The organism is Synechocystis sp. CACIAM 05 (genome assembly GCF_010222815.1).
Lineage (GTDB): Bacteria > Cyanobacteriota > Cyanobacteriia > Cyanobacteriales > Microcystaceae > Synechocystis.
The window spans coordinates 1,928,351-1,945,599 of the sequence record NZ_CP019225.1; the positions used below are offsets into that span (position 1 = coordinate 1,928,351).

Consider the following 17,249-nt stretch of genomic DNA (forward strand, 5'->3'; position numbering starts at 1 on the left):
TAATTGCCACCATGAGTGCAGATCCCAATCGTATTGTTCGTTTATTACCCCTTGGGGCGGGCAGTCTCGGGGGACTGTTATTGCTAATTAACCGCCTTTCCACCCCCATGTTAAACCCTTCCCAAGCCCGTTCCGATGTGGTGGGGGTAATTTTGGCGGGGATGCTGGTGTGTGTCTGGCTAATTTGGCAACGGATTCAGCCCAAGTCCCCGGAAGCGGTGGTGCTAGAAGGCAAAGAAGGCTTTGATTTACTGGATAGTCTGCCCCAGGAAATAAAAACAGAGTTAGCTTGGGCTTCCCATTTGCTCTTGACTAATACGGTCACCCAAACCATGGTGGTCTATTATGATCGCCAAGTATTATTGCGCCGGGGCATTTTAAGCGAACAACCGGAAGTTAAACTAGGGCCTATTGTGGAACGGGTAATGAAAACCCAAAAGCCAGTTTATTTGGTGAATTTACCCCTCTATCCCGGTCGGGTGGAGTTTGATTATTTACCCGCCAACACCCAGGGTTTAATCTGTCAGCCCCTCGGCGATCGGGGTGTGTTAATCCTAGGAGCCAATATTCCCCGCAGTTATACGAAACAGGATGAAAATTGGGTCACGGGCATTGCCGATAAAATTGCCCATAGCTTGAGCATGCCCATCAATGCTTAACGGACAAATTTGAGCCAAGCAAAAATTTCCGCTGTGGTTAGGCTGAGGTCCAAACCATTTAATACTGGCAATAGTTCTTCCCTATTGTTCATCTCTGAAGCTTCAACACCGTAAAACTTTGGTGGGTACTGGGGAAAAAAAACTAAAATTGAACGTTCCTCTGGATTGATGAGCCACCCCAATTCACTGCCCTGTTCTAAACAATAGAGAATATTATTAATTACCTTTGTCGCACTTTGCTGGGGGGAGAGAATCTCAATTATCCAATCAGGGCAACTCGTAAAATGATTAGCAATATCTCCATCCGTAGTTAGGGGAATTCTTTGCCAACGAAATACAGAAATATCCGGTACCAGGGAACGATTAGCAAAGGTACAGCGTAACTCCGGCAAAGCATAGGCGAGACAAAGAGGCTCGGCCACTTGGTTAATGGCCTGGCAAAGTCGGTATTGCAATTGACTATGCTGTCCCTGGGGCATGGGTTTTTGAGCAATAACTCCGTTCACATATTCCCACGCCGGAGAGTCTTCAATGTGGGATAGAGTGAGAAATTCCCATAGCGTTGTGATGGGGCTAGAGGCAAGCATAGTAACTATTCTCACAAGATGAGTTTATTCTGCCATGTAAGCATTTTAAGTATAACTCCGCCATGATCAACGTTCCAGGTAAGTTAAGCCAGCCAGTCTGACATGCAACTCAAGTCTAAAAAATAGCAAATTACCTCAAATTCTCTCAGCTAAAGTTAGCCAACGTTCTGTTTTTTGATCAATACTTTCACTTAAATTAGCTAAGCGTTCCGTCAGGTTTTGTAATTCGGTAAAATTGTCGTTGGAATTCTGGTAGAGTTTGGCTTCCAGTTGGGCTTTTTCTTCTTCTAATTGGGGAATTTGTTGTTCTAGCTGTTCGTATTCCCGTTTTTCTTTATAAGAAAGTTTTTTCGAGCCATTATCTTGCTTAACGGTGGTGGAGTTAGAAGTCGGGGAGTGGGATTTTTTAGATTCAGTTTCTTCTTGATTTGCCCTAACCTGTTCTGCTTTTTTATATTCCAAATACAAACTATAGTTACCGGGATATTGCCGCAGTTCTCCTTCTTCCTCAAAAGCAAAAATGGTTTCCACAGTGCGGTCGAGGAAATAGCGGTCGTGGGAAACCACAATGACACAACCGTTAAAATCTTCGAGGTAATCTTCCAACACCGCCAGGGTTTGCACATCCAAATCGTTGGTAGGTTCGTCCAAAATTAAAACATTGGGGGCTCGCATCAACACCCGCAGTAAAAATAAACGGCGCTTTTCTCCCCCGGATAACTTAGAAATGGGAGCAAATTGTTGATTGGGAGGAAATAAAAATCTTTCTAACATCTGTCCGGCAGTAATCACTTCGCCGTCGGTGGTTTTGACCAATTCCGCCACACTTTTGAGGTAATCAATCACCCGTTGATTAGGATTTAAACTCAGGTCATCGGAGTGTTGATCAAAATAGCCAAAATGAATCGTGCTACCAATTTCCACTGTGCCTTGGTCCGGCTCCAATCTGCCAGTGATCATATTCATTAAAGTGGATTTGCCCACGCCATTTTTGCCCACAATTCCCACCCGATCAACCGGGGTGAAAATATAGGAAAAATCTTTGATTAGTTGTCTATTCTCAAAACCTTTACTGATATTCTCTAGCTCTACCACTTTTTTGCCAATGCGTCGTCCTGCGGTGCTAATTTCGACCTTTCCAGTCCTCGTTTTAAAGCTGGTTTCCTGCATATCCTGGATGCGGTCAATGCGAGCTTTTTGCTTAGTGCTCCGGGCTTTGGGACCCCGCTTTAACCATTCCAATTCTCGCCGCAACACTCCCCGGTGTTTTTTCTGACTGCTCTGTTCCGATTCCTCTGCTTCCGCTTTTTTGGTCAGATAATAACCATAGTTACCGTTGTAGCTATACAGTTCTCCTTGGTCAATTTCCAAAATACGGTTCGTCACCCGGTCTAAAAAATAGCGGTCGTGGGTAATCAGCAACAATGCTCCTCGGAACCGTTGCAGGTAACTTTGTAGCCATTCCACCGAAAAAGCATCCAAATGGTTAGTGGGCTCGTCCATCAACAGCACATCCGGTTGGGACAATAATGCGGTGGCGATCGCCACCCGTTTGCGGTAACCACCGGAAAGGTCAGCAATTTTGGCATCAAGGTGATCTACCCCCAACTGGGTCAGAACAATTTTCGCTTGGGTTTCCAACTCCCAGGCACCAGTGGTTTCCATCTGAGCTGATACGGCCGACAGTTGATTAAGCAATTGCTCGTCACTGCCCTGGTGGGCCAACTTATCGGAAAGTAGTTCGTATTGTTTAACTAATTGCCACTGTTCCCCACTGTCCACAAAAACTTGCTCCAACACGGTGCGATCGCCGTCCATCTCTGGCTGTTGGGGCAGATAAACCACTTTGGCACTGCTGTTGCACCAATATTCCCCGCCATCAAAGGGTTCTAACCCCGCAATCATTTTCAACAGGGTGGATTTACCGGAGCCATTAACCCCAATTAATCCCACCCGATCGCCAGCTTCAATGTTGAAAGTGGCATCCCGCAGAATTTCTTTAATACCAAAATCTTTGCGGAGGGATTGAACAGTGATGAGAGCCATACGGGGAAATTTACCAGGGAAAATTGGGCAGACTGGCAAATTACAAGCCTTGGTCTGGGCTCCATTTTATCGAAAAACTGGGTTTACTCCCGGTCATCTACCATGAGAGGCACTGACTAGAATCGCCATGTCGGGACAACCCTATAGTTCGTATTTTTACCCTTCTAAAAGGGATGTATGGAGATCACAAAAATGAACAAAAATCCCCTAAAGTAGGGTAGCTTACGGCGACATCGCCCTTGGTCTCACGTTAGGAAGGCATGGATCTATCACAGTTAATTTTTAATGGTATTGCGGTGGGAAGCATTATTGCCCTGGGGGCAGTGGGGTTGACCCTAACCTATGGCATTTTACGCCTGTCTAATTTTGCCCATGGTGATTTTATGACTTTGGCGGCCTATTTAACTTGGTGGGCCAACACCAGCGGCATTAATTTGTGGTTGTCCATGGCCCTGGGTTGTGTCGGTACCATCATTGCCATGTTCATCGGTGAATGGTTGCTCTGGAAGCCCATGCGAGCCCGGCGGGCTACGGCAACAACGCTGATTATTATTTCCATTGGTCTAGCCCTATTTCTCCGCAACGGCATCCTCTTGATCTGGGGTGGCAATAACCAAAATTACCGAGTGCCTATTGTCCCAGCCCAGGATTTTATGGGCATTAAATTTGAGTATTACCGTCTACTAGTCATTGCCCTGGCGATCGCCGCCATGGTGGTGTTACATTTGATTTTGCAAAAAACCAAAGTAGGCAAAGCTATGCGGGCCGTGGCGGACAATGTGGATCTGGCCAAGGTATCCGGCATCAACGTGGAATGGGTAGTGATGTGGACCTGGGTAATGACCGCAGTGTTAACAGCCCTAGGAGGATCCATGTATGGCCTGATGACCACCCTGAAACCGAATATGGGGTGGTTTTTGATTTTGCCCATGTTTGCCTCGGTGATTCTGGGGGGCATTGGTAATCCCTACGGGGCGATCGCCGGGGGACTAATCATTGGGGTTGCGCAGGAAGTGAGCGTACCCTGGTTTGGCACTAGTTACAAAATGGGGGTGGCCTTGCTGTTGATGATCATCATTTTGTTCATCCGTCCCCAAGGTTTGTTTAAAGGCACCCAATGATGGTCAAAACAGATAAACAACGACTGGATGCCCTTTTGGTAACTCAAGGTCTATGTGAATCCAGAGCCCTGGCCCAACGGTTAATCCGGGCAGGGGAAGTGAAGGTGAATCAACAATTGGTGGATAAACCGGGCACTCTAGTAACCTTGGATGCGGCGGTGGAGTTAGCCCAAAGGCCCCCCTATGTTTCTCGGGGAGGGGAAAAGTTAGCCAAGGCCCTAACGGAATTTGCCATTGATGTGACCGGCCGTATTTGTCTAGATGGAGGCATTTCCACTGGTGGCTTTACGGATTGTTTATTACAAAGGGGAGCAACGAAGGTTTACGGCGTAGACGTGGGTTACGGCCAAGTGGCTTGGAAATTGCGTCAGGATGACCGGGTGATTTTGCGGGAGCGGGCCAATTTTCGTTACCTCACGCCCCAGGACTTATATGGGGATCAACCCTGGCCGGACTTGGGGGTGATGGATTTGTCCTTTATTTCCCTTACCAAAGTGATGGCTCCCCTCTGGTCTCTCCTCGCCGCTCCCCGGGAAGTGGTGCTATTGGTTAAACCACAGTTTGAAGTGGGTAGGGAAAAAATTGGCAAAAAAGGGGTGGTGCGGGATGCCCAAGCCCAGGCAGAGGCCATTGACCAAGTGTGGCGATCGGGGCAGAGCCTTGGTTGGCAATTTAACGGTTTAACTTTTTCCCCCATAACCGGGCCGGCGGGCAATGTGGAATATTTACTCTGGCTCAGTCAGTCCGCTGTTAACGCCTCCGCTCCAACGCTGACTCAGTTGGGGGAAATTACTCAAAAAGCTTTGGGTTCTTTCAAGGGTTGAAAGTTGGAGTTAAAAATCTACTCTTTGGCAAATTTAAGACAAAAGTGCTCAGCGGCGACAAAGTTAGAGAGAAAATCGCAACCAGACCAACAGCTCCAACGATGAAGCGGGGCAAACATGGTAAGGTTTGAGGTCGAGAATTTCAGCACAGTTAACAATTGGGTAGATGCATTTATTAATTCCAGCGGCGGGTTCCGGCAAACGCATGGGGAGCGGTCAAAATAAGTTACTTTTAAACGTTCTGGGGCAACCCCTGCTGAGTTGGACAGTGCAAGCGGCGTTAGCATCCCAGTCCATTGAATGGATTGGCATCATGGGGCAACCCTACGACTTTCCAGCCTTTGAAGCTCTATTAACTCCCCTCCACAGCCCTAAACCAGTGCAGTTAATTGTGGGGGGAGAGACCCGACAGCAATCGGTTTTTAACGGCCTCCAAGCTTTACCCCCGGAGGCGAAATTTGTGTTAATCCACGACGGTGCCCGTTGTTTGGCTACGCCGGATTTGTTTGATCGTTGCACAGAGTCTCTCCAGCATTGCCAAGGATTAATTGCCGCCATGCCAGTGAAGGACACCATCAAAATAGTTAACGCTGATGGTTGGATCACTGACACCCCCGATCGCCAAGGATTGTGGGGAGCCCAAACGCCCCAGGGTTTTGACGTGGCCCTGCTCAAAGCCTGCCATGACAAAGGTAAACAGGAAGGTTGGGAAGTAACGGATGATGCGGCCCTGCTGGAAAAATGTGGGCAACCCGTGAAAATAGTGCCAGGGGAAGATACCAATTTGAAAATTACCACCCCCGTAGATTTGGCGATCGCCGAATTTATTTTGGGGCAGAGGTCGGCAAAATCGGCGTAAAAACAAGGAAATTTCGGGGTTCGGAAAGATCAAGCTAGGATGGAAGGGACTTTGAGCCTAGCAATCCAAGGAGACTTTTATCCATGACCGTTAGCGAGATTCATATTCCTAACTCTTTACTAGACCGGGATTGCACCACCCTTTCACGCCACGTACTCCAACAACTGAATAGCTTTGGGGCCGATGCCCAGGATTTGAGCGCCATCATGAACCGCATTGCCCTAGCGGGAAAACTGATTGCCCGTCGCCTGAGTCGAGCTGGGTTAATGGCCGATGTGTTGGGCTTCACCGGGGAAACCAACGTCCAGGGGGAATCGGTGAAAAAAATGGACGTATTTGCCAATGATGTTTTTATTTCTGTCTTTAAGCAAAGCGGCTTGGTTTGTCGTCTGGCTTCGGAGGAGATGGAAAAACCCTACTATATTCCCGAAAATTGCCCCATTGGCCGCTATACCCTGCTGTACGATCCCATTGATGGTTCCTCCAACGTGGACATTAACCTCAACGTGGGTTCCATTTTTGCCATTCGGCAACAGGAAGGGGACGATCTAGACGGCAGTGCGTCAGATTTATTGGCTAACGGGGACAAGCAAATTGCTGCTGGTTATATCCTCTACGGCCCCTCCACCATCCTGGTTTATTCCCTCGGCTCCGGAGTGCATAGCTTTATTCTCGATCCCAGTTTGGGGGAATTTATTCTAGCCCAGGAAAATATCCGCATTCCCAGCCACGGCCCCATTTACAGCACCAATGAAGGTAACTTTTGGCAATGGGATGAAGCCCTGAGGGATTACACCCGTTACGTCCATCGCCACGAAGGTTACACTGCCCGTTATAGCGGTGCTCTGGTGGGGGACATTCATCGGATTTTGATGCAGGGGGGAGTTTTTCTTTATCCTGGTACGGAAAAAAATCCCGACGGCAAATTACGTTTGCTCTATGAAACTGCGCCGCTGGCCTTTTTGGTGGAACAGGCTGGGGGAAGGGCTAGTGACGGTCAAAAGCGTTTACTGGATTTAATTCCGTCTAAATTACATCAGCGCACTCCCGCCATCATTGGCAGCGCAGAAGATGTCAAGTTGGTGGAATCTTTCATCAGCGACCACAAACAACGGCAGGGTAATTAGTTTACTTAATCACTGCAAATCGTTTGAGGTCTAGGAACGTCTTTATAAAAGCCCCCCTAGCCCCCCAATTCTGGGGGGAATAGTGTTCAAAGTCCCCCAAATTTGCCAGAGCTTTAGTGAAGACATTTGGGGAGTGGATCATGACTTTTCAAACATACTCTAACGCCGGAGATTCAACTTTGTTGGTAAATCTACATTGATCAATTCTATGCGACAGTTATTGCTAATTTCTGACCTGGACAATACCTGGGTCGGAGATCAACAAGCCCTGGAACATTTGCAAGAATATCTAGGCGATCGCCGGGGAAATTTTTATTTGGCCTATGCCACGGGGCGTTCCTACCATTCCGCGAGGGAGTTGCAAAAACAGGTGGGACTCATGGAACCGGACTATTGGCTCACCGCGGTGGGGAGTGAAATTTACCATCCAGAAGGCCTGGACCAACATTGGGCTGATTACCTCTCTGAGCATTGGCAACGGGATATCCTCCAGGCGATCGCCGATGGTTTTGAGGCCTTAAAACCCCAATCTCCCTTGGAACAAAACCCTTGGAAGATTAGCTATCATCTCGATCCCCAGGCTTGCTCCACTGTTATTGACCAATTAACCGAAACTTTGGCGGAGACTGGCATCCCGGTGCAGGTGATTTTCAGCAGTGGCAAAGATGTGGATTTATTGCCCCAACGGAGTAACAAAGGTAACGCCACCCAATATTTGCAACAACATTTGGCCATGGAGCCTGTCCAGACCCTGGTGTGTGGTGACTCCGGCAATGATATTGGCTTATTTGAAACTTCCGCTCGGGGTGTCATTGTCCGTAATGCCCAGCCGGAATTATTGCACTGGTACGACCAATGGGGGGATTCTCGTCATTATCGGGCCCAATCGAGCCATGCTGGCGCTATCCTAGAGGCGATCGCCCATTTCGATTTTTTGAGCTGATATTTTAGTTAACAATTCCGAATGGGCAAGCAAAGTAAGCTACAATTTGACATTGTTCAATTTTGAGTACAGGGTGTAAAGCCGAGGAGGGCGTTATTGCTGAGCCACTAAACTTGACGGTCAGTTTGCGCGGGACATTAGAAGTCAAGGAAAACTTACAAATCTTCCGTCTGACGGGTTTGTTGGACGCATTTTCCGAGCCTACCTTCCGTAAGGTAGTCAGCGATCACATCGAAGCAGGGCCTGCCCATGTGGTGCTGGACTTGTCCACCATTGATTTTATTGATAGCTCTGGCCTAGGAGCTTTGGTGCAGGTAACCAAACTTTCCCAGAACAAGCAAGGAAGTGTACAGATTGTCACCAACCCTAGGGTTACCCAAACGGTAAAACTGGTGCGTTTGGAAAAATTCCTCCATCTCCATAATTCCCTGGCTGAGGCGATCGCCGCTACCACTGAGGGGTAATGATGGTTGGTTGTTCACGGGTGGTCCAACCATGGTGGTGCTGTCCCGTTTTGACTGCAATGGGGAGGTGCCATGACCCAGTTTAATGACCATCCCCTTTGGCAATCTTCCCTGAACCCCGCTGATGCCCCTGCGGTACAGTCCCTATCCCCCGTGGCCCTGGCCTATCTAGGAGATGCTGTTTTTGAACTTTATGTCCGTTGTTGTTATCTGTTTCCCCCCCGTCGCATAGGGGATTTTCACCGTCGGGTAGTGGCCCAAGTGCGAGCTGAACAACAGGCCCAAATTTTAACCACCCTTTTACCCCAATTAACCGACCCAGAAAAGGAATGGGTGCGTCGGGGTCGTAATGCCGCCACATCTACCTCCCGGCGAGCTAATCCCGAACTGTACCAGGCCGCCAGTGGTTTAGAAACTCTTTTAGGTTATTTATACCTCAGGGATGCCCGTCGATTAGATGAACTATTAGCCTTAATTGAACTGCCCGACGCCGCCCCCCGTTAGCCCCCGAAAGTCATGACTGAAATGCCCAAGAAGAAATTTTCTCCCCGTTCTGCCCGTGGAGATAAGCCCCGCTATGGAGAGCAGAAACCTAAACTAAAGCGCAGTGGAGATAAACCCCGCTTTAACGATGACCAGCCCCAGGGTTTTAAAGAAAAATCTGATCGCTTCCAGGATAAGCCCCGTCCCCGGACCAACGAGGATAAGCCCCGACGGGCTGGGGATAAGCCCAGCAACTTTAAGAGTCGGTTTAAAGATAAGGACAGGGATAAACCCCGCTACGGTGACGATAGACCCCGGGGATCGGGCCAGAAGCCTCCCTTTGGCAAAACTTTTCCTGCTGCTCCCCCACCGATGGACTCCGACCAAGCCCAGGAAGCCTTGGATTTACTCTACGGCCACCATGCTGTTCTAGCGGCCCTAGACGGCGATCGCCAATTGAATCGCATTTGGATTACCTCCCATCTCCGCCACGACATTCGCTACCGCACCAAAATTCAAACCGCTAAGGCCAACGGCACAGTGGTGGATGAGGTGGATAATTTTCGCCTTAACCAAATCACCCATAATGCCAATCACCAAGGCATTGCCGCCCAAGTGGCCCCTTACCACTACTGGGAACTGGGGGATCTGATTGATAAAGCCAAAAGTCAAAGCACCGCTCCAGTTTTGGTCATCATCGACAGCATCACCGATCCCCATAACCTAGGGGCAATTATTCGTACCGCCGAAGCGTTTGGGGCCCAAGGCATGGTGTTACCTCAACGGCGGGTAGCGGGGATTACTTCCACTGTGATGAAAGTGGCCGCTGGCGCCTTGGAACATTTTCCCGTGGCCCGGGTGGTAAATCTTAGCCGTGCGTTGGAAACATTGAAGGAGTCTGGCTTTTGGATCTATGGCACCGTAGCTGGCAAGCAAACTCCCCTGCATCAATCGGACCTACGGGAGCCGATGGGGTTAGTGATTGGCTCGGAAGGAGAAGGATTGAGCTTGCTCACCCAAAAACACTGTGACCATCTGATTACCATACCTTTGGCCGGTAAGACTCCGAGCCTGAACGCTTCTGTGGCGGCGGCCATCAGTCTTTATGAAATTTTTCGTCAACGGGGTTTTGATCGCCCTACCCTATCCCATACTGCCCCCGACTTCCCAGAATTTTCCGAGGATTAGCAAAGGAAACGGCAAGGTAGCAGATTTAATTGCGATTATGCCGGCAATGTAACAAAACATTGCGGTCTGGAAAGTTAAAATGACAGCAAACAAATCCCATTACCCTGTTTCTATCCTTACCCAAAGTCCTATGAAAGAACTGTGGATCCGTGTTTTGTCCCTGCTGGGCATGGCTCACTGGGTTGTAATTAGCACCAGCGCTCCTCGCTGTACCTATTATTTTGGCCCCTTTGCCCGCCGCAGTAGTGCGGAAAAGGCCCAGCTAGGCTACCTGGAGGATTTGCGAGGAGAAGGAGCCCAGGATATTCAGGTAACCATCAAGCAATGTAAGCCCGCCCGCTTGACCATTTTTGATGAGGCAGAGGAGTTAATGCCTATCCTTTCTCCCTAGTACTGAAGGCGTTACCCTTTTACCACGCTCAGTTTTCCCAGTCTGGCCCAATTCCTGGCGATCGCCGTTGGGCCTGGATGCGGCTTTGATGGAGAATAATGGGAAGACTGTCCATTGATTTTTGCCTCCCTGCCCATGACCCTGCGCCTGTACGATTCCCTCACCCGAGCCAAACAACCCCTGCAACCTCTCCACCCTGGCTTGGTGACAATGTACTGTTGCGGCATCACCGTCTATGACTATTGCCATCTAGGCCACGCCCGTACCTGTATTACCTGGGATTTGGTGCGTCGTTACCTGCAATGGTCTGGTTATGAGGTGCGCTATGTGCAAAATTTCACCGATATTGACGACAAAATCCTCAAACGGGCAGTGGACGAAAGCTCCACCATGGAGGCGGTGTCAGAAAAATTTATCGCGGCCTATTTTGAAGATATGGAAGCGTTGGGAGTGCAACCAGCGGATCTTTACCCCAGGGCCACCCACACCCTAGATGGTATTAAAAGGTTAATTGCGGAGTTGGAAGCCAAGGGCTACGCCTATCCCAGCGGTGGAGATGTCTATTACTCAGTGCGTAATTTTGACAGCTACGGCAAGCTCTCCGGACGTAAGCTAGAGGATTTGCAGGCGGGGGCCAGCGGCCGGGTGACAGTGGCTGATCCCGATGGAGCCCAAAAACAGGACCCGTTTGATTTCGCTTTATGGAAAGCTGCTAAACCAGGGGAACCAGCTTGGGATTCTCCGTGGGGCAAGGGGCGGCCGGGCTGGCACATTGAATGTTCTGCCATGGTGAGGGAATTTTTAGGAGAAACTATTGATCTACATGTGGGGGGCAATGATTTAATTTTTCCTCACCACGAAAATGAAATTGCCCAATCGGAGGCGGTGACGGGGCAACCCCTGGCCCAGTATTGGCTTCATAACGGTATGGTGAAGGTGGATGGGGAAAAAATGTCCAAATCCCTGGGCAATTTCACTACCATTCGGGCTTTGTTAGAAACCGTTGACCCCATGGCAATCAGACTTTTGGTTCTCCAAGGTCATTACCGTAAACCGCTAGATTTCACCGAGACGGCGATCGCCGCCGCCACTAATGGTTGGCACACGCTAAGGGAAGGTTTGCAATTTGGCTATGACTACGGTGGAGATTTTGGCTGGGAGTTGGCATTTACCCCCCTAGGCCCCGACGCGAACCAATGGACGGGGGCATTCCAGGAGGCGGTGGACGATGACTTTAATTTTGCCGGTGGTTTGGCCGTAATGTTTGAATTGGCCAAGCATCTACGGTCTGAGGGCAATAAATTAAAATTTGAGGGGTCCACCCCCGCCGACCTGGATTTGTTGCAAACCCAATGGATTACTTTGGTCAGTCTGGCAGAGATTCTGGGTTTGAGCCTTAATCCAGAGTCCCAATCTAGGGATGATCATGGTCTGACCGATGGAGATATTGAGCAACTGGTGGCCCAACGCACCCAGGCCAGGAAGGATAAAAACTGGGCCGAAGGCGATCGCCTCAGGGATGTCCTGCAGGAAGCGGGGATCACATTGGTGGATAAACCCGGTGGAGTGACGGAATGGTTTCGTTAGCCAAATGAAATTATTCAGGTTGGGCTGTGGCTGTATCGCCAAGAAAAATTAATCAGGCCGATGCAAGGGGACATTCTCAATTCATTGTTGCCAAAAGTCAGCCAAAGAGTAGCCCAACCGTTGCAACAATGACCGCAGAATAGGCAAGCTCAAGCCAATCACGTTGCTGGAACAACCATCCAGTTTATTAATCAACATTCCCCCTTTGCCTTCCAGGGCAAACGCCCCAGCACATTGGAGGGGCTCCCCACTACCCACGTAGGCTTGGATGGTGTCGTCATCCACATCAGCAAAATGAACTTTGGTTAACCCCGTTTGGCACAGGCAACGGTTTTGGGTGCGGTCAATCAAGGCATGGCCCGTGTACAGTTCCCCCACCTGACCCCTCATGGTTTGCCAACGGGCGATCGCCACCGCGGGAGACTCTGGTTTACCGTAGGTTTGACCATTAACCAATAAAAGGGAATCACAGCCGAGGACGAGGGCATCAGCGAATTTACTGGCCACCGTTCCTGCTTTAGCCTTGGCCAGAGCTTCCACCAGGGCCACTGTGTTGTCAGCGGCTAAGGAAGATTCATCGAAATGGCTCACGGCCACTAGGGGGCTAATGCCGGCCATTTCCAGCAAACGTTTGCGAGCGGGGGAAGCAGAAGCAAGGACAAAAGTTGGAGGCATAATTGTTATTTTTTAACTGTTATTGTACTACAAAGGCAATGCTCCCCGAGGGGGATAACCGGCCTGGCCAAAAAGGGGCGATGGGTTATGCTACGTTGATTAACACAGCCGTCCCTCAGCCAAGGACGGGGTTTTAGACCCAGTTTTTTTTGATGAAGCGAATTATCCTCGCCCTGTTGACGGTTATTTCCCTGGTGCCCTTTTTACTTTCCCTGGTGGGAAGTTTAGAGGAACCCCAAGTACAGTCTCAGCTACAACTTTCCCAAACCAATCTATTGTTGCAAGCTTCTGTTTGGCAGGGAGATGGGGCATCGGGAACATGGCGGGAAACCCTGCAAACAGCCCTATTGGAAAGTCAACCCCAACAGGGAGGGTTAAAACAGTACGAAATAGCGGTCCAGGAATTGACTGACTATCTAGACCGGCTCAAAAATCAACAAGCGGCTCTGGAAACTGCCCCCAATGGCGACCCGGCTCCAATCCAAGCAGTCATTGCCAAAAATCAAAAGACCCTAAACCAAATTCAAATTAATTTGGGGTTGCTCCAATATGCTGAAAATCAGACGAAAAAATCCCTCGATACTTGGCAATCTGTAATGAGCAACGGTGAGCCAAATGAGCAAGAAATCGCCACCGTGCTGATTGCTCTACAACAAGCCGAACCCATCCCCTCCAATGCGGAAGCGGTTATTAATAGCCAATTAAAGGGATGGTTTCGTTGGCAGGGACTGACCCAGCTTTATCGCCGCCAAGGTAATCTTGAAAGCCTCGAGCAGGTTTGTGATACCCCCGCTTGTGGAGCGTTGCAAACAGAAGTGGAAAAGGCTAGCCAGCGGGCCCTGGTGAAATTAGCCCTACTCAACAGCTTGCCTTTGTTGGGAGGAGGCATCGGTGTTTTGCTGATGATTGGACTGTTATTGCAATGGGCTTTGGGTCGGGAAAAGGCAATTCTAGCTACTAACGCCAAAACCAGATGGGACACTCCCTGGAATTGGGAAACCACTTGGCAGGTGTTGGTGGTGGGTTTCTTTTTTCCCAGCCAGATTGTTTTGCCGTTGGTGGTGGGGGTGTTACCTCTGCCCATGGCAGATTTGTCATTGATGGGCAAAGCCTTCTACGTATTGGCCACCTATGGGGCGATCGCCTCAGTGGGTTTGGGGGTTTTATTCCTTTCCCTGAAAAATTTTCGTCCCCTACCCCAGGATTGGTTTACCCTGCGTCCTAACTTCGGAGCAATTTTGTGGGGCTTGGGAGGGTACCTGGTGGCATTGCCCTTGGTGGTGTTGGTATCTTTAGTAAATCAGGAAATTTGGCAGGGCCAGGGGGGCAGTAATCCCTTGCTTTCCCTTGCTTTGGATTCCCAAAATTGGTTAGTGCTAGGAATTTTCTTTTTTACGGCTGCCGTTTTAGCGCCGGTGTTTGAAGAAATTATCTTCCGGGGCTTTCTCCTGCCGGCCCTAACCCGCTATTTTCCCGTCAGTTTAGCCATTATTCTCAGCAGTTTATTGTTTGCCATTGCCCATTTGAATGTGTCGGAAATTTTGCCCCTATTTGTCTTGGGCTCCATTCTCGGCCTGGTTTATAGCCGTTCTCGCAATCTTTTATCTTCAATGATTCTCCACAGTCTCTGGAATAGTGGAACTTTGTTAAGCCTATTTATTTTGGGTGGCAGTTGAATGCCAATAGTGCCCTGATTTTGAAAGTAAGATTCTAGAATGGTGCTGGCAGGCCGAATTTTTCTCTAGCCCCCTAACCTGTGGTGAGTCGCCAGTGGACTGGTGAGTTTTTATGGACTGGCTTTTTTATTTGTTCTTAACAGCCATTTTTTACGTTTACCGTTTAGTCAGCCTGAAATCGAGAACAGAGCAGGAACGCATTGGTTCAACGCCGGTGTTTTTCTCTACCCTCGGTTTTTTCGCCATTTTTGAATTTGTTTTTGCCGACTCTTTATTTAGACTGCCCTTATTTCACATTTTGGGGCTAATTTTTTCCTTTATTTACGCTTTCACTATCTATATTTACCTGCGGAATTTAAAAAAGGATGTAGAGGTAATTTTTGAAAAATTGGTGAAACAAAGTCAGGGCAAAGTGAGCGTACTGACTTTTATGCAGCGTACTAACATGACTAAGGAAGAAGCGATGGATTACCTGGACGGTAAACTGAGCAAACTTCCTGGCATCACCTACGAAACTTTGGGCAATATTTACTATGAATTTGACCGTTGGTAATAGTATTTTGGCTATGCTCCAGCCATTCTCACGATTAAAACAACATAGGGGCAAAAAAATCCTGGCTAGCTTTGCTAAGAAAGCTTTACAGTTCGTTACCCCATGCTTTTTTCAATTAAACCAAGCCTCAAAATTAGCCTTGAGCCCAGGAACCATGGAGAGGATAGGGAATGTGGTGCTTTAATTTCAACGTGGCGATCGCCGGAGCAGTAATGTCCTGAGCATCAAGAATCACTAGTTCGGAACGGTGCAAATCAGCTTTATAAATCAAGCAGAGCAACCAACCATCATCTTCAGCCACGCCACCGGGTGGGGGCACAAAAATCGGTTCCCCGGCAAAACCATGGGGGGCAAAGGAACGTAGAGTTTCAGTGCCGGACTCTAGATCTACTTTGAGAATGGCCTGGAGGGGAGCATTGCCTGTGCTGTGGTGGGCGGCTCCCATGTAAACATAGCGATATGGACGACCAACGTGCTGGGGATGGATGACGGGGAACTCGCAACAACGGCTAATCATTAAATGTTTTTCCACCGTGGCTACTGCGGGATCAATGGTGAAACGCCATAGCTGTCCGGGATCCAAATTGTCGAAATTCGTACTACGAAAATCCCCATCGGCATCTACCTGGGGTAGGGAATTGTAACAAATGGAATCGAGAATTATTTTGCCAGCCTGCTCAAAGGCATTGGCATGGTGGAAAATAAAACCTGCCTGTACCGGAATTCTTTTTATTTCTCCACCGTCCCTAGGAACGAGAATAATTTGAGAGGGTTTATCGGGATGAAATTGCACACATTCCCCTGCTCCTCGCAAACCTAAAAGGTAGGGTAACCCGTTGAGGGTAACGTTATTTTGCAGAAAAATAGCGTAATGGGGCGTGATGGCAAAATCATGAATAAAAGCGAAACCGGGAAAAGTTTCAGTTTTTTGCCGCAACAATTTGCCCTGGGGGTCTAGTTCCAGCAGGGTTAGGGTACTACTCAGTCCGGATTTGATCGAAAAAGTGACGTAGCAGGGTTGGCCCCCATCAAAAGTCGAAGCTGGGTCAATGCGGGGATGGGCCGACAGGGGTTGCCCTTCCGCAAGGATGCCGCCTAAATCATCCAAGCCAATGGTTGCTAAGTTCGATGGTTTTAAGCGATGGGGTTGTCCCCCTTCCCACAGAGCCAAGAGCCGATCGCCCCAGTAGGTAATGTTGGTGTTGGCAATGTTTTTTAGCCGTAAGTCAAAGATATTTTTGAGCCAGCCCCCCGCCGGTTGGGAACCGAAGACGCCCCGGTAGAGCATTTTTCCCGCTTTTTGCTCTTCCACGTAACCCTGGGTGCGGACAAATTTGCTCTGGAAATGTACTCGACCGCCCCCATTAAATCTAAAGGCTGTCACCATGCCGTCCCCGTCAAAGGGATGCTTCAAAGGGCGATCGCCAATTTCCAATAATCCAGGGCCGTTGCGATAGAGCGTTCCCTGGAGGTCTGGGGGTATGCTCCCTTCCACGTCTTCGACCCAATAATCCCACTCCTGGGGCTGGGACTGGTAACCTCTCAGCCAATCCTGCGGACTATAGGATCTTTGCGAGGGGGAACTGGTTGTCGGGGAAGTGACCATGGTCAATGGGGAAGTTTGTTACATTTCTTTACTTTTACCATTGTAACGTTCTCCGCTCCGGGGAACTGGGGGTTAAAATCTATACGTAAAGAATCTGAAGTTTTTCCACTTTCGCCCAGGGAGGTAAATGATGGCGACCGAAGTTTTAAACAAGCCCAGCAATAGCACAATCCGCAAACACGCCCCCCGTTACCGGGTCTTACTGCACAACGATGACTTCAACTCCATGGAGCATGTGGTGCAAACTTTGATCCAGACGGTGGCGGGCATGACCCAGCCCCAAGCGGTGGACATTATGATGGAAGCCCACGTTAACGGCATGTCTTTGGTGATTACCTGTGAGTTGGAACACGCTGAGTTTTACTGTGAAACCCTGCGGAGTCACGGGCTGTCCAGCACCATCGAACCGGACGAATAGACCCTAATTTTTTCTTGATGACAACGGTTGATCCGGTGGAAC

18 protein-coding genes are annotated in these 17,249 nt (G+C 49.1%); 14 read left to right on the forward strand and 4 right to left on the reverse strand.

Annotated elements, in window-relative coordinates; genetic code table 11:
- Positions 1–11: 11 nt before the first annotated feature.
- Positions 12–659 (forward strand): cofactor assembly of complex C subunit B, encoded by a 648-nt coding sequence (locus tag BWK47_RS09210; RefSeq protein WP_162328418.1) that lies wholly within the window; start codon positions 12–14, stop codon positions 657–659.
- Here BWK47_RS09210 and BWK47_RS09215 read toward each other — a convergent pair.
- Complete coding sequence (locus BWK47_RS09215) at positions 656–1,261, reverse strand: Uma2 family endonuclease (protein ID WP_162328419.1); 606 nt, start codon at positions 1,259–1,261, stop codon at positions 656–658. The two genes, BWK47_RS09210 and BWK47_RS09215, sit on opposite strands and share 4 nt — an antisense overlap.
- Positions 1,262–1,381: 120 nt before the next feature.
- Entirely contained in the window at positions 1,382–3,292 is a 1,911-nt protein-coding gene (locus BWK47_RS09220; RefSeq protein WP_162328420.1) for an ABC-F family ATP-binding cassette domain-containing protein, read from the reverse strand.
- Positions 3,293–3,552: 260 nt separating this feature from the next.
- Between BWK47_RS09220 and BWK47_RS09225 the strand changes: the two genes are divergently transcribed.
- From BWK47_RS09225 to cysS, 10 genes are all read left to right on the forward strand, one after another.
- Positions 3,553–4,413, forward strand: a complete 861-nt coding sequence (locus BWK47_RS09225) for a branched-chain amino acid ABC transporter permease (RefSeq protein WP_162328421.1) — start codon at positions 3,553–3,555, stop codon at positions 4,411–4,413.
- On the forward strand, positions 4,413–5,237 hold the full coding sequence (locus BWK47_RS09230) for a TlyA family RNA methyltransferase (protein WP_162329659.1): 825 nt from the start codon (positions 4,413–4,415) through the stop codon (positions 5,235–5,237). The genes BWK47_RS09225 and BWK47_RS09230 overlap by 1 nt, the downstream gene beginning before the upstream one ends.
- Positions 5,238–5,403: 166 nt before the next feature.
- On the forward strand, positions 5,404–6,096 hold the full coding sequence (ispD, locus tag BWK47_RS09235) for a 2-C-methyl-D-erythritol 4-phosphate cytidylyltransferase (protein ID WP_162328422.1): 693 nt from the start codon (positions 5,404–5,406) through the stop codon (positions 6,094–6,096).
- Positions 6,097–6,179: 83 nt separating this feature from the next.
- Positions 6,180–7,223 carry a class 1 fructose-bisphosphatase gene (gene fbp, locus BWK47_RS09240; protein ID WP_162328423.1) on the forward strand — a complete coding sequence of 348 codons (1,044 nt, stop codon included), beginning with the start codon at positions 6,180–6,182 and terminating at the stop codon, positions 7,221–7,223.
- Positions 7,224–7,431: 208 nt separating this feature from the next.
- Positions 7,432–8,166 (forward strand): sucrose-phosphate phosphatase, encoded by a 735-nt coding sequence (locus BWK47_RS09245; protein ID WP_162328424.1) that lies wholly within the window; start codon positions 7,432–7,434, stop codon positions 8,164–8,166.
- 125 nt (positions 8,167–8,291) lie between these two features.
- Positions 8,292–8,630 (forward strand): STAS domain-containing protein, encoded by a 339-nt coding sequence (locus BWK47_RS09250; RefSeq protein WP_204250398.1) that lies wholly within the window; start codon positions 8,292–8,294, stop codon positions 8,628–8,630.
- A gap of 72 nt (positions 8,631–8,702) precedes the next feature.
- Positions 8,703–9,134, forward strand: coding sequence for a Mini-ribonuclease 3 (locus tag BWK47_RS09255; RefSeq protein ID WP_162328426.1), 432 nt, complete (start codon positions 8,703–8,705; stop codon positions 9,132–9,134).
- A gap of 12 nt (positions 9,135–9,146) precedes the next feature.
- The gene (gene rlmB / locus BWK47_RS09260; protein WP_162328427.1) at positions 9,147–10,301 is read left to right on the forward strand and encodes a 23S rRNA (guanosine(2251)-2'-O)-methyltransferase RlmB; all 1,155 of its coding nucleotides are present in this window, start codon (positions 9,147–9,149) and stop codon (positions 10,299–10,301) included.
- A gap of 130 nt (positions 10,302–10,431) precedes the next feature.
- Positions 10,432–10,692 (forward strand): DUF1816 domain-containing protein, encoded by a 261-nt coding sequence (locus tag BWK47_RS09265; protein WP_443081616.1) that lies wholly within the window; start codon positions 10,432–10,434, stop codon positions 10,690–10,692.
- A 135-nt stretch (positions 10,693–10,827) separates the two neighbouring features.
- On the forward strand, positions 10,828–12,279 hold the full coding sequence (gene cysS / locus BWK47_RS09270; RefSeq protein ID WP_162329660.1) for a cysteine--tRNA ligase: 1,452 nt from the start codon (positions 10,828–10,830) through the stop codon (positions 12,277–12,279).
- A gap of 81 nt (positions 12,280–12,360) precedes the next feature.
- Here cysS and BWK47_RS09275 read toward each other — a convergent pair whose 3' ends face one another.
- Positions 12,361–12,954: a Maf family nucleotide pyrophosphatase gene (locus tag BWK47_RS09275; protein WP_162328429.1), complete on the reverse strand. Its 594-nt coding sequence runs from the start codon at positions 12,952–12,954 to the stop codon at positions 12,361–12,363.
- Between the two features lie 152 nt (positions 12,955–13,106).
- On the opposite strand from BWK47_RS09275, the gene BWK47_RS09280 reads away from it, so the two are divergent.
- On the forward strand, positions 13,107–14,630 hold the full coding sequence (locus BWK47_RS09280; protein ID WP_237270001.1) for a CPBP family intramembrane glutamic endopeptidase: 1,524 nt from the start codon (positions 13,107–13,109) through the stop codon (positions 14,628–14,630).
- Between the two features lie 112 nt (positions 14,631–14,742).
- Complete coding sequence (locus BWK47_RS09285) at positions 14,743–15,183, forward strand: hypothetical protein (RefSeq protein WP_162328430.1); 441 nt, start codon at positions 14,743–14,745, stop codon at positions 15,181–15,183.
- A 133-nt stretch (positions 15,184–15,316) separates the two neighbouring features.
- On the opposite strand, the gene BWK47_RS09290 is transcribed toward BWK47_RS09285, so the two are convergent.
- Positions 15,317–16,789, reverse strand: coding sequence for an apocarotenoid-15,15'-oxygenase (locus BWK47_RS09290; RefSeq protein ID WP_162328431.1), 1,473 nt, complete (start codon positions 16,787–16,789; stop codon positions 15,317–15,319).
- A gap of 127 nt (positions 16,790–16,916) precedes the next feature.
- Here BWK47_RS09290 and clpS point away from each other — a divergent pair, with 127 nt between their 5' ends.
- Positions 16,917–17,207 (forward strand): ATP-dependent Clp protease adapter ClpS, encoded by a 291-nt coding sequence (gene clpS, locus BWK47_RS09295; RefSeq protein ID WP_443081617.1) that lies wholly within the window; start codon positions 16,917–16,919, stop codon positions 17,205–17,207.
- Positions 17,208–17,249: the final 42 nt, after the last annotated feature.